General features: G+C 71.1%; 11 protein-coding genes. 8 read left to right on the forward strand and 3 right to left on the reverse strand.

Annotated features, from left to right (window positions below; translation table 11 throughout):
- The first annotated feature begins 99 nt into the window (after positions 1–99).
- From AB0I83_RS15305 to AB0I83_RS15320, 4 genes are all read left to right on the forward strand, one after another.
- Positions 100–1,194 (forward strand): glycine betaine/L-proline ABC transporter ATP-binding protein, encoded by a 1,095-nt coding sequence (locus tag AB0I83_RS15305; RefSeq protein WP_356536379.1) that lies wholly within the window; start codon positions 100–102, stop codon positions 1,192–1,194.
- Positions 1,187–3,817 (forward strand): ABC transporter permease/substrate binding protein, encoded by a 2,631-nt coding sequence (locus AB0I83_RS15310; protein ID WP_356536380.1) that lies wholly within the window; start codon positions 1,187–1,189, stop codon positions 3,815–3,817. Before AB0I83_RS15305 ends, AB0I83_RS15310 begins: the two co-directional genes overlap by 8 nt.
- A gap of 180 nt (positions 3,818–3,997) precedes the next feature.
- The gene (locus tag AB0I83_RS15315) at positions 3,998–4,543 is read left to right on the forward strand and encodes a helix-turn-helix domain-containing protein (RefSeq protein ID WP_356536381.1); all 546 of its coding nucleotides are present in this window, start codon (positions 3,998–4,000) and stop codon (positions 4,541–4,543) included.
- An 11-nt stretch (positions 4,544–4,554) separates the two neighbouring features.
- The gene (locus AB0I83_RS15320) at positions 4,555–5,259 is read left to right on the forward strand and encodes a helical backbone metal receptor (RefSeq protein ID WP_363304897.1); all 705 of its coding nucleotides are present in this window, start codon (positions 4,555–4,557) and stop codon (positions 5,257–5,259) included.
- Here the strand turns inward: AB0I83_RS15320 and AB0I83_RS15325 are convergent.
- A complete protein-coding gene (locus AB0I83_RS15325; RefSeq protein WP_363304898.1) occupies positions 5,198–6,352 on the reverse strand; it encodes a TDT family transporter in 1,155 nt (384 codons plus the stop codon). The genes AB0I83_RS15320 and AB0I83_RS15325 overlap by 62 nt on opposite strands.
- Before the next feature lie 70 nt (positions 6,353–6,422).
- On the opposite strand from AB0I83_RS15325, the gene AB0I83_RS15330 reads away from it, so the two are divergent.
- Positions 6,423–7,352 carry a LysR family transcriptional regulator gene (locus tag AB0I83_RS15330; RefSeq protein WP_363304899.1) on the forward strand — a complete coding sequence of 310 codons (930 nt, stop codon included), beginning with the start codon at positions 6,423–6,425 and terminating at the stop codon, positions 7,350–7,352.
- Between the two features lie 90 nt (positions 7,353–7,442).
- On the opposite strand, the gene AB0I83_RS15335 is transcribed toward AB0I83_RS15330, so the two are convergent.
- Together AB0I83_RS15335 and AB0I83_RS15340 are read right to left on the reverse strand one after the other, a co-directional pair.
- Positions 7,443–8,156 carry a gamma-glutamyl-gamma-aminobutyrate hydrolase family protein gene (locus AB0I83_RS15335; protein WP_356536385.1) on the reverse strand — a complete coding sequence of 238 codons (714 nt, stop codon included), beginning with the start codon at positions 8,154–8,156 and terminating at the stop codon, positions 7,443–7,445.
- A 112-nt stretch (positions 8,157–8,268) separates the two neighbouring features.
- Entirely contained in the window at positions 8,269–9,006 is a 738-nt protein-coding gene (locus AB0I83_RS15340) for an FCD domain-containing protein (RefSeq protein ID WP_363304900.1), read from the reverse strand.
- A 74-nt stretch (positions 9,007–9,080) separates the two neighbouring features.
- Here AB0I83_RS15340 and AB0I83_RS15345 point away from each other — a divergent pair, with 74 nt between their 5' ends.
- From AB0I83_RS15345 to AB0I83_RS15355, 3 genes are read left to right on the forward strand one after another with little or no spacing between them, the layout of a single operon-like run.
- Positions 9,081–10,442 (forward strand): glutamine synthetase family protein, encoded by a 1,362-nt coding sequence (locus AB0I83_RS15345; RefSeq protein WP_356536387.1) that lies wholly within the window; start codon positions 9,081–9,083, stop codon positions 10,440–10,442.
- Positions 10,443–10,450: 8 nt separating this feature from the next.
- Complete coding sequence (locus AB0I83_RS15350) at positions 10,451–11,815, forward strand: aldehyde dehydrogenase family protein (protein WP_363304901.1); 1,365 nt, start codon at positions 10,451–10,453, stop codon at positions 11,813–11,815.
- A 6-nt stretch (positions 11,816–11,821) separates the two neighbouring features.
- The gene (locus tag AB0I83_RS15355; RefSeq protein ID WP_356536389.1) at positions 11,822–12,610 is read left to right on the forward strand and encodes a 3-oxoacyl-ACP reductase; all 789 of its coding nucleotides are present in this window, start codon (positions 11,822–11,824) and stop codon (positions 12,608–12,610) included.
- The last annotated feature ends 8 nt before the right edge of the window (positions 12,611–12,618 follow it).

Consider the following 12,618-nt stretch of genomic DNA (forward strand, 5'->3'; position numbering starts at 1 on the left):
TCTCTACGGATGTACGTGCTCTGCGGACCGAATCCGCACCGCTCCACGGTCTGTCGAAGGGGGTGGCAGACCGTTTTCGGTTCAACGCGTGAGGTGTATGTGTCAAGGCTGCAAGCCGAACACTTGTACAAGGTGTTCGGCAGACGACCCGATCAAGCCGTGCAGAAGCTCGAGAGCGGCACCCACCGCGACGAGTTGCGCGCCGACGGAACGACCGCAGCGGTGATCGACGCATCGTTCACCGTGGAACCGGGCCACATCTTCGTCGTCATGGGACTCTCCGGATCCGGCAAGTCCACACTGCTGCGGATGCTGAACGGGCTGTTGGAGCCGACGTCCGGACGCGTGCTCTTCGACGGACAGGACCTGACCGCCCTGAGCCCCCGTGAACTGCGCGGTGTCCGTTCCAAGAAGATCAGCATGGTCTTCCAGCACTTCGCGCTCTTCCCCCACAGGAGCGTCCTCGAGAACGCCGCCTACGGCCTGGAGGTGCAGGGCGTCCCGCGCGCCGAGCGTGAGTCGCGGGCCGCCGAGGCCCTGCAGATGACCGGGCTCGGCGGCTGGGAGAAGTCCTGGCCGGACGAGCTCTCCGGCGGTATGCAGCAGCGCGTGGGCCTGGCCCGCGCGCTCGCCACCGACGCCGACCTGCTGCTGATGGACGAGTCCTTCAGTGCGCTCGACCCGCTGATCCGCCGGGACATGCAGGACCAGCTCCTGGAACTGCAGAAGCGGCTGAAGAAGACCATCGTCTTCATCACCCACGACCTCAACGAGGCCATGCGCCTCGGTGACCGCATCGCGGTGATGCGGGACGGCGAGATAGTCCAGCAGGGCACCGCCGAGGACATCCTCGTCCGGCCGTCCGACGACTACGTGGCGTCGTTCATCCAGGACGTGGACCGCTCCCGGGTGCTCACCGCCGGCTCGATCATGCAGGCGCCCGCCGCGGGCCGCTCCCACGCGGACCTGCTGGCCGAGGCGCCCGCGACGGTCACCTCGGAGACTCCCGTCGCGGAGCTCTTCGCCCCCTGCTCCACCAGCGGTGCCGACGTCGCCGTCACCGACGCGGAGGGCGGCGTCATCGGCGTCGTCCCGCGTGAGCGGCTCCTCGCCGCGCTCGGCGAGGAACCCAAGGTCGACACCCAGGTGCCGGCTGCCCGCAGCGAGGACAAGAAGGTGATCGCCGGTGCCTAGGCTCTCCTTCGGTGCGTGGGTCGAGGACGCGGTCGACTGGCTGCAGTCGAACCTCACCTGGATCTTCGACGCGATCAAGACCGTGCTCGGCGGGATGTACGACGGTGTCAACGCCGTGCTCGGCGGCGGCGAACCGCTCCTGATGGCCGGCATCTTCGCCGTCATCGCCTTCTGGCTGCGCGGCGTGTTCCCCGCCGTGCTCACCTTCGCCGGATTCGCGCTCATCGACTCCCTCGCCCTCTGGGACGAGGCGATGGCGACCCTCTCGCTGGTCGTCGTTGCCGCCGTCATCACGATCGTGATCGCGGTGCCCACCGGCATCTGGGCCGCGCGCAACAACAGGGTCAGCGCCGCGCTGCGGCCGGTCCTCGACGTCATGCAGACGATGCCCGCCTTCGTCTACCTGATCCCCGGCGTCATGTTCTTCGGTGTCGGCGTCACCCCCGGTGTCATCGCCACGATCGTCTTCGCGATGCCGCCCGGCGTCCGTATGACCGAGCTCGGCATCCGCCAGGTCGACGGCGAGCTCGTCGAGGCCGCCGCGGCGTTCGGCACCTCGCCCAAGCACACCCTCACCCGGGTGCAGCTCCCGCTCGCCCTGCCGACGATCATGGCCGGAATCAACCAGGTCATCATGCTGGCGCTGTCGATGGTCGTCATCGGCGGCATGGCCGGCGCCGGCGGCCTCGGCGAGAAGGTGTACGCCGCGATCACCCAGCTCCAGGTCGGCCTCGCCGCCGAGAGCGGTATCGCCGTCGTCATCCTCGCCATGTACCTGGACCGGATGACCGGCGCGCTCAACGAGCGCGTCTCGCCGCTCGGCCGCCGCGCGGCCGCCAAGGTCGCCGCCGGTGCGCGGCGCCTGAAGTTCGCGCACTACAAGCCGGGAACCGCCGTCGCGATGACCGGTGTCGTCGTGCTCGCGCTCGTCGCGGGCGGCCTCAACATCGCCGGCTCCGACGACTCGAAGACCGCGCAGGCCGGCAGCGCCGACGTCGGCGACGGCCAGAAGATCAACCTGGGCTACATCCCCTGGGACGAGGGTATCGCCTCCACCTTCCTCTGGAAGGAGATCCTGGAGCAGCGCGGTTACGAGGCCGGGATCACCCAGCTCGACGCGGGACCGCTCTACTCCGGTGTCGCCCGCGGCGACATCGACTTCCAGACGGACTCCTGGCTGCCGACCACGCACAAGGACTACTGGGACAAGTACAGCGACCAGCTGGACGACCTCGGCTCCTGGTACGGGCCGACGTCGCTGGAGCTGTCGGTTCCCTCGTACGTCAAGGGCATCGACTCGCTCGAGGACCTCAAGGGCCAGGGCAAGAAGTTCGACGGCAAGATCATCGGCATCGAGTCGAGCGCCGGGATGATGGGCACCCTGAACAAGAAGGTGCTCAAGGAGTACGGCCTCGAAGGGGAGTACAAGGTCGTCTCCTCCAGCACCTCCTCGATGCTGGCCGAGCTCAACGCCTCCATCAAGAAGAAGGAGCCTGTCGTGGTGACCCTGTGGTCGCCGCACTGGGCCTACGGCAAGCACGACCTGAAGAAGCTCAAGGACCCGAAGGGCGCCTGGGGCAAGGGCGAGCAGATCCACACCGTCGCCCACAAGGGCTTCGCGAAGAAGGCGCCCGCGGTCGCCAAGTGGCTGAAGGACTTCAAGCTCAGCGAGAAGCAGCTCACCGGTCTCGAGAACGAGATCCAGGGGGCCGGCCAGGGCAAGGAGCAGGACGGCGTCCGCAGCTGGCTGAAGAAGAACCCCGACGTCGTCGACAAGCTGGCGCCCGTGCCGGGCGGCGCCGGCGGCTCGCAGCAGGGCAAGGACGCGGGCAAGACCGTCGACATGGGGTACTTCCCGTGGGACGAGGCCATCGCCAGCACCTACCTGTGGCAGAACATGCTGGAGGACCGGGGCTACAAGACGTCGGTCAAGCAGCTCGACCCGGGGCCGCTCTACACCGGTCTCGCGCAGGGGCAGCTCGACGTCCAGTTCGACTCCTGGCTGCCGACGACGCACAAGGACTACTGGGACCGGTACAAGGACAACCTCACCGACCTCGGTTCCTGGTACGGGCCGACGTCGCTGGAGCTGTCGGTTCCCTCGTACGTCAAGGGCATCGACTCGCTCGAGGACCTCAAGGGCCAGGGCAAGAAGTTCGACGGCAAGATCATCGGCATCGAGTCGAGCGCCGGGATGATGGGCACCCTGAACAAGAAGGTGCTCAAGGAGTACGGCCTCGAAGGGGAGTACAAGGTCGTCTCCTCCAGCACCTCCTCGATGCTGGCCGAGCTGAACCGGTCGATCAAGAAGAAGGAGCCTGTCGTGGTGACCCTGTGGTCGCCGCACTGGGCCTACGGCAAGCACGACCTGAAGAAGCTCAAGGACCCGAAGGGTGCCTGGGGCAAGGGCGAGCAGATCCACACCGTCGCCAAGAAGGACTTCGCCAAGGACTTCCCGGAGCTGACCGGCTGGCTGAAGGACTTCAAGCTCAGCGAGGCGCAGCTTGCCTCGCTCGAGGTGGAGATCCAGAAGGGCGGCGCGGGCAAGGAGAAGGAGTCCGCCCGTCGCTGGATGGACGCCAATCCGGACGTGGTGGCGAAGCTGGCGCCCGTCAGCGGCTGATCCACGATCCCGTCACGGCCTGAAGGGGACGGTCCCGGTAGCGAACCGGGGCCGTCCCCTTCAGGCTGGTCCGAGGGAGTCCCCGAAGGTTCCCGACCGTCTGCTTGGGCTCCATCACGCAAACGACATGCGTAGGGTGCTGGCAACCGGGAGGATGGCGAACCGGGGAGGGAGCCGGACATGGATGACAAGGAAGCCCTTCGAGTGGGTGCCGCGGTTCGCCGACGCCGCAGGGCCCTCGGACTCACCCTGGCCGTGGTGGCCGGGCGCAGTGGTCTGTCCGTACCGTTCCTCAGCCAGATCGAGAACGAACGGGCCAGACCCAGCCCCAGGTCACTGGACCGGGTGGCCGACGCGCTGGAGACCACGACCGAGCGGTTGAAGGCCGCGGCGGACTCGGCGCGCGCCGTGGACGTCTCACGGGCGGACGACGGGGAAGGTGTGCGGCGCCTGGTGCGCGGCCGGCACCAGCTCAGCGCGCTGGAGTTCATCGGCGAGCACGACCTCGGGCGTGAGTTCCAGCACCGCAACGACGAGGTGATGTACGTCGTGGAGGGTGCCGTCGAGGTCGAGGCCGAGGGACAGGCCCACCGGCTGGGCCGGGGCGACAGCCTCTTCCTCTCCGGCGGGGTCCGCCACCGGTGGCGGGCGACCGTCCCCGGCACCCGGCTGCTGGTCGTCTCGGTCGCCGAGCACATCGACGCGACGTACGACGCGCGGCGCTGACGGGGAGCGCCATGCGTGTCGTCTCCCTCGTCCCTTCGCTCACGGAGGCGGTCGCCGTCACCGCCCCCGGCCTGCTCGTCGGTGTCACCGACTGGTGCACCCGTCCCGCCGGGCTGACCGCCGCCCGGATCGGTGGGACGAAGAACCCGGACACCGCCGCCGTGGTGTCGCTGCGCCCCGACCTCGTCGTCGCCAACGAGGAGGAGAACCGGGAGGTAGACCTGGCCGCCCTGCGTGCCGCCGGCCTGAACGTCCTGGTCACCGAGGTGCGCACCCTCGACCAGGCCTTCGCCGAACTGGAGCGGGTCCTCACGGCGTGCGGGCTGCCGGAACCCCGCTGGCTGGCGGAGTCCCGGGCGGCCTGGGCGGCGCTGCCGTCCCCTCCCGCCCCACGCCCCGCGGTCGTCCCCGTCTGGCGCAGGCCCTGGATGGTGCTGGGCCGCGACACCTTCGCCGGGGACCTGCTGGCCCGGCTCGGGGTACGGAACGTCTACGCCGGCCACCACGAGCGCTACCCCCGGGTCGCCCTGGCCGAGCTGAACGCCTCGGAGGCCGAACTGGTCGTCCTGCCCGACGAGCCCTACCGCTTCACCGCCGCCGACGGGCCCGAAGCCTTTCCCGGACTGCCCGCCGTGCTCGTCGACGGGCGTCACCTCACGTGGTACGGGCCGTCACTGGCCGAAGCGGCCGTGGCGCTGCGAGCAGCGTTCCGCTGAACAGCCCGCCCAGGGTCCGTACGCCGGCGACCGCCCAGGCCGTCACCAGCAGCGCGTAGAGAGCCACGGCCAGCCAGGTGAAGGCGGTCAACCCGGTGTGCCGGGCCAGCCCCGCCGCGCCCGTGACGCACGTGCCGACCGGGAAGGTGAAGCCCCACCACGTCATCGTGAACCGCATGCCCCGCCGCGCCGCGCGCACCACCATCGCCCCGGACAGTGCCAGCCAGAACAGCGCGAAGCCCATCACCGGAACCCCGTAGAGCACGGCGAACGCGCCGAAGGCCGAGGCGTACCGCGGCCCGATCGCGCCCTGTGCCACGTCGGCCAGCTGGTTGACCGCGGTGGTGGACTGGCCCAGCGGCCCGAGCACCAGGAAGAGCGTCGGCGTCAGCGCGAGCGGCAGCGGGCCCCGGTGCACCAGCCGCGCGAAGACCAGGGGAAGGACCACCAGGGTGGCCAGCAGAGACAGCCCGAACATGCCGTAGCAGGCCAGCAGCAGCGTCTCACGCCACTGGCCCGGTGGCAGCTCGGGCACCAGCAGAGGACCGACCGCGGCCGAGACCATCGGGGCCACCAGCGGGAGCAACCACACCGGCGACGCGCTCCCCGGCTCAGGGCGGTGGCGTACGACCATCAGGTAGGGGATCGCCACCGCGGCGGCCAGGGCCGCACAGGTGCCCGCGGTGAACAGCAGCGCGTCCACGGCGACCGCTGCCCTGTGCCCGATGACGTCCCGCCCGGCCACCAGCGTGCCCGCGCCGACCGCGAGCAGCGCCATGGACGTGCAGCCGTGGAAGGGGGCGACGGCGGGATCGAGCAGATGTGCCCTGGCCTGGTCCCGGTGCAGGAGCCAGTGCCCGGTGCGCGCCGCCAGCAGGACCACGAGCAGAGCGGCCGACAGCGCCCACACGACGACGCAGACGGCCCGCAGCCCCGGCACGTCCACGGGCAGCGCGACGCCCGCGGTCGCGACGACGGCGGTGCCCATGACCGTCGCGTACCAGTTGGGGCCGAGGTACCGCAGGGAGGGGAGCCGGGGAGCGGCGGTACGGGGCGCGGACACCCCTGTCTTGGTCTGCGGAAAGATGGCCATGCCACGATTCTCCGCGGCCGGGCCGCGGCTCACCAGGGAGCACACGGCTATGAGGTCATAGGCTGGCCTTATGCCCAGTCCCGTGCCCTCCTCGCTGCCCCACCGGGTCCCCGACCTCGGTGCCATGGTGCTCCTGCTCGCCGTCGCACGGCACGGAAGCCTGGGCCGGGCTGCCAGGGACGTCGGCATCAGCCAGCCCGCGGCGTCCGGCCGGATCAGGTCGATGGAGCGGCAGCTGGGCGTCGCGCTCCTGGACCGTTCGCCCCGCGGCTCCCGGCTGACCGACGCGGGCGCGCTCGTCACCGACTGGGCGCGCAGGGTCGTCGAGGCCGCTGAGGCGTTCGACGCCGGCGCCCAGGCGCTGCGGGACCGGCGTGACTCCCGGCTCCGGGTGGCCGCGAGCATGACCATCGCGGAGTACCTGCTGCCCGGCTGGCTGATCGCGCTGGGGGCGGAGCGGCCGGGGACGGCCGTGTCGCTGCTCGCGGGCAACTCGGCCGCGGTCGCGCTGCGGCTGCTGGCCGGTGAGGCGGACCTCGGTTTCGTCGAGGGCCTCTCGATACCGGAGGGACTGGACGGCACGGTCATCGCTCACGACCGGCTCGTGGTGGTGGTCGCCCCCTCCCACCCCTGGGCGCGCCGCAGTCGGCTGAGCCCGCGCGAACTCGCCCAGGAGCCGCTGATCCTGCGCGAACACGGCTCGGGCACCCGCCAGGTCCTGGACGCCGCGCTGGCCTCGCACGGCGGACTGGCGCGCCCGCTGCTCGAACTCTCCTCGACCACCGCGGTGAAGGGTGCTGCGGAGAGCGGCGCCGGTCCCTGCGTGCTGAGCGAACTCGCCCTGGGCGAGGAGCTGTCGGCGCGGCGCCTGGTCAAGGTCCCGGTCGAGGGCGTACGCCTGCGCCGCCAGCTGCGCGCGGTCTGGCCCGCTGGCCACCGGCCCACGGGGCCGGCCCGTGACCTGCTCTCCCTGACGGCGCGTAAGCCTGACGGTGCGTGAGTCCTGATCCCGTGCAGGCCACGACTGGTGTGGGCCGGTTGCCCGGCGGCCGAGGGCGCGTTCCTCCGGTGCGGATCTCAGGCGGGTGTCTCAGGCGGAGGCCACGGCCGCCGCGGCCCCGGCCGCTTCCACCAGGGCCCGCATGATGCGGAGGTCGTCGCCCATCTCGGGGTGCCACTGCACGCCGAGCACCCACGGCTCACCCGGCAGTTCGACCGCCTCCACCGTGCCGTCCGCCGCGTGCGCGGAGACCACGAGTCCCGGCGCGAGGCCGTCCACGGCCTGGTGGTGGTAGGTCGGTACCGACGCCTCCTCGGGCACGAGCGAGGCGTAGAGCGTCCCCGGGACCGGAGTGACCGTGTGCTCGCCCAGCACGCCGGCCTTGCCGAACGGGCCCGTGTGGCCGTCCAGATGCTGGGTGAGCGTGCCGCCCAACGCCACGTTCAGCAGTTGCATCCCTCGGCAGATGCCCAGTACCGGGGTGCCGGCCGCCCGCGCGGCGCGGAGCAGGGCCACCTCCCAGGTGTCGCGCTCGTGGGCCGGCGGGCCCGTCCTGAAGTCGCGCTCCGCGCCGTACAGTCCGGGGTCGACGTCGGCGCCGCCCGCGATCACCAGGCCGTCCACCCGGGCGACGGCCGCCGCCGCGCGCGACGGGTCGTCCGGCGGCAGCAGCGCGGCGAGTCCGCCGGACCGCTGGACCAGCCGGGGATAGGCGGAGGGGAGCACCGCCGCGGGGAGCTCCCAGACGCCCCAGCGAGCCGCCGGCTCCAGATAGGTCGTGACGCCGATCAGCGGTTCGTGCATGGTGCGGTCCCTCCGGCGGCCGGTCTGCGGACCGGCCCGGTGCAATGGTGTCGCGTCATACCTTTGTTCGTACCGGGCCGTCGCGCAAGAGCAGTGATCCGGAAGGGCAAGATCAAGCCAGGAAGCCCCGCAGCAGTGCGGCCGTCCCCGCGCAGTGCTCACGCGTCACGGCCCGCGCCCCCTCCTCGTCGCCGTCGAGCACCGCCTCGACGACCGCCGTGTGCTGGTGCTGCGAGTGTTCGAGGTTCCGTACGAGCAGGGGTATGCAGTCCAGCAGGTCGTTGACGGTCGCCCGGACGGCCGCGTACCGGGTCGCCAGGGAGGGGGAGCCGGACAGCTCGGCGAGTTCCAGGTGGAAGAGGGTGTCGAGCCTGCGGTAGTCGGGCAGATGTGCTTCGTGTGTCGACGCCAGAGCCCTGCGCAGCCGGTCCGCGCCCTCGCCGTCGAGGCCGCGCGACGCGCACAGCCCCGCGGCACCCGTCTCCAGCACCTCGCGGAACAGCAGGACGTCCTCGATGTCGACGTCCGCCACCCGGCGCCGCAGTTCGAAGGGGTCGGACGGGCCGGTGCGGGGAAGCACGAACGTGCCGCCGTAGCGGCCCCGCCGGGACTCCACCAGGCCCTGGTCCTGGAGCACCTTGAGCACCTCGCGAAGCGTCACGCGGCTTATGCCGAGGAGGCCGGCCAGCTCGCGCTCGGCGGGCAGCCGCCCGCCGCCGGGCACCAGCCCGAGCCTGACCACCTGGAGGATCTGCTCCAGCGCCTCCTCGAAGCCGTTGCCCGCCCGCACCGGCCGCAGCGTGGGCAGCAGTCGGTCGAGGGAACCTGCTTCCCCGGTCTCCTCCGCCACGTCACGATTCCCTTCCCCCCAATGGTTTTCTCCCATACCTTATGCCTTCCGGCTGACCGAACGAGGAGTATCCCGTGGCAGACCGAACACCCCCGCTCCACGTCGAGGAGCTGCGCGTGCTCGTCGAGAGCGGTGAGATCGACACCGTCGTCCTCGCCTTCCCCGACATGCAGGGCCGGCTCCAGGGCAAGCGGTTCGCGGCCTCCTTCTTCCTCGACGACGTGCTGGAGCACGGCACGGAAGGCTGCAACTACCTGCTCGCCGTCGACACGGACATGAACACCGTCGACGGATTCGCGATGTCCTCCTGGTCGGGCGGCTACGGCGACTTCGCGATGCGCCCCGACGTCAGCACCCTGCGCCGCATCCCCTGGCACGACGGGACCGCCCTGGTCATGGCGGACCTCTCCTGGGAGGACGGCTCGCCGGTCGTCGCGGCGCCGCGCCAGATCCTCCGGCGGCAGTTGGAGCGGCTCGCCGCGTACGGGCTGACCGCCCACGTCGGCACGGAGCTCGAGTTCATCGTCTTCAAGGACACCTACGAGCAGGCCTGGGACCGCGACTACCGCGGGCTGACCCCGGTCAACCAGTACAACATCGACTACTCCGTCCTCGGCACCGGGCGCGTCGAGCCCCTGCTGCGCCGTATCCGCAACGAGATGGCGGCCGCCGGGCTCACCGTCGAGTCGGCCAAGGGCGAGTGCAACCCCGGCCAGCACGAGATCGTCTTCCGCTACGACGAGGCCCTCGTGACCTGCGACCAGCACTCCGTCTACAAGACCGGTTCCAAGGAGATCGCCTCGCAGGAAGGCGTCTCGCTCACCTTCATGGCCAAGTTCAACGAGCGCGAGGGCAACTCCTGCCACATCCACCTCTCGCTCCAGGACACCGACGGACGAAGCGTCATGGCCGGCGAGGACGGCACGATGTCGCCCCTGATGCGGAGCTTCCTCGCGGGCCAGCTCGCAGCCCTGCGCGACTTCTCCCTGCTGTACGCACCGAACATCAACTCCTACAAGCGGTTCCAGCCCGGCTCCTTCGCCCCGACCGCCGTCGCCTGGGGCCACGACAACCGCACCTGCGCCCTGCGGGTCGTGGGCCACGGCCGCTCGATGCGCTTCGAGAACCGGGTGCCGGGTGGTGACGTCAACCCCTACCTCGCCGTCGCCGGACTCGTCGCGGCCGGGATCCACGGCATCGAGAACGAGCTCGAACTCCCCGAGGCGTGTGAGGGCAACGCCTACACGGCCGGGTACGAGCAGGTACCGACCACCCTCCGCGAGGCCGCCGGCCTCTGGGAAGCCAGCGAGGTGGCCCGGGACGCCTTCGGCGAGGAGACCGTCGCGCACTACCGCAACATGGCACGCGTCGAACTGGAGGCGTTCGACGCCGCCGTCACCGACTGGGAGCTCCGCCGCTCCTTCGAACGGCTGTGAGGCACACCGTGATCCACGAGCACCGGGTCCTGGACCCCGCGACCGAACAGCTCGTCGCCACCGTCCCGGCCACCACCGCCGCCGAGGTCGGCACCGCCGTCACCCGCGCCGCCGCGGCCCAGCGGACCTGGGCCGCCCTGGCTCCCGCCGACCGTGCGCGGCTGCTCCGCCGCTTCGCCGTCCTCGTGGACGAGAACGCCGAACAGCTGGCCCGGCTGGAGGTCACCGAGGCGGGCCACACCCTGGGCAACGCCCGTTGGGAGGCCGCCAACGTCAGGGACCTGCTGGACTACGCGGCCGGGGGAGTGGAACGCCTGACCGGCCGCCAGATCCCCGTACCGGGAGGGATCGACCTCACCCTCCTCGAACCGCTCGGTGTCGTAGGGGTGATCGCCCCGTGGAACTTCCCCATGCCGATCGCCGCCTGGGGCGCCGCACCCGCCCTCGCCGCCGGCAACGCCGTACTCCTCAAACCGGCCGAGACCACGCCCCTCACCGCCCTGCGCCTGGCCCGCCTCGCGCTCGACGCCGGACTGCCGGAACACCTCTTCCAGGTACTGCCCGGCGCGGGCGACGTGGCCGGCGACGCCCTGGTCGAACACCCCGGCGTGGCCAAGATCGTCTTCACCGGTTCGACCCGCGTCGGCAAACAGATCATGGCCAGGTGCGCGGACCGGGTGAAACGGCTGACGCTCGAACTCGGCGGCAAGAGCCCCAACATCGTCTTCGCCGACGCCGACATCGAAGCCGCCGCCACCGCCGCGCCCATGTCCTTCCTGGACAACGCCGGCCAGGACTGCTGCGCCCGTACCCGCATCCTCGTGCAGCGCTCCGTGTACGACCGGTTCCTCGAGCTGCTCGTCCCGGCCGTCGCCTCCGTCGTCGTGGGCGACCCCTCGGACGAGAGGACGCAGATGGGGCCGCTGATCTCCCGGACCCAGCTGGAACGTGTCCGCGCACTCGTCCCCGAGGGCGCGGACGGCATCCGGGGCAGCGCCCCCACCGGACCCGGCTTCTGGTTCCCGCCGACCGTCCTCACCGGGACCGCACCGGACGCGCCCGTCGCCACCGAGGAGGTCTTCGGACCGGTCGCCGTCCTGCTGCCCTTCGACGACGAGGCCGACGCCGTCCGGCTCGCCAACGCCACCGACTACGGCCTGGCCGGATCGGTCTGGACCCGTGACGTGGGCCGCGCGCTGCGCGTCTCCCAGGCGGTCCGCGCCGGCAACGTGTCCGTCAACTCGCACTCGGCCGTCCGCTACTGGACGCCGTTCGGCGGGTACAAACAGTCCGGGCTCGGCCGTGAACTGGGGCCCGACGCCCTCACGGCCTTCACCGAAACCAAGAACGTCTTCATCGGCACGGAGGCCTGAGCACGCATGAGCAACGACACCGGGAACGTCTGCCGCCGTCTGACCGGCCGCACCGCGGTCATCACCGGGGCCGGCAGCGGCATCGGCCTGGCCACCGCCCACCGGCTCGCCTCGGAAGGGGCCCACGTCGTCTGCGGCGACATCGACGAGAACGCGGGCAGGGCCGTCGCGGAGGACGTCGGAGGCACCTTCGTCCGGGTCGACGTCACCGATCCCGACCAGGTCGAGGCGCTCTTCGCCGCGGCGCACGACACCTACGGCTCCGTCGACATCGCCTTCAACAACGCCGGGATCTCCCCGCCCGACGACGACTCGATCCTCACGACCGGGCTGGAGGCGTGGAAGCGGGTCCAGGACGTCAACCTCACCTCCGTCTACCTCTGCTGCAAGGCCGCCCTTCCGTACATGCGGCGCCAGGGCCGCGGCTCGATCATCAACACCGCGTCCTTCGTGGCCCGGATGGGCGCCGCGACCTCCCAGATCTCGTACACCGCGTCCAAGGGCGGCGTCCTCGCCCTGTCCCGCGAACTCGGCGTGCAGTTCGCCCGCGAGGGGATCCGGGTCAACGCCCTGTGCCCCGGCCCGGTCAACACCCCGCTGCTCCAGGAGCTGTTCGCCACGGACCCGGAACGAGCCGCCCGCAGGCTCGTGCACATCCCGCTGGGCCGGTTCGCCGAGGCGACGGAGATCGCGGCGGCCGTCGCCTTCCTGGCCAGCGACGACTCCTCCTTCGTCAACGCCAGTGACTTCCTCGTCGACGGAGGCATCTCGGGGGCGTACGTGACCCCGCTCTAGAAGCCCCT

It is taken from the genome of Streptomyces sp. NPDC049970, assembly GCF_040660235.1.
Lineage (GTDB): Bacteria > Actinomycetota > Actinomycetes > Streptomycetales > Streptomycetaceae > Streptomyces.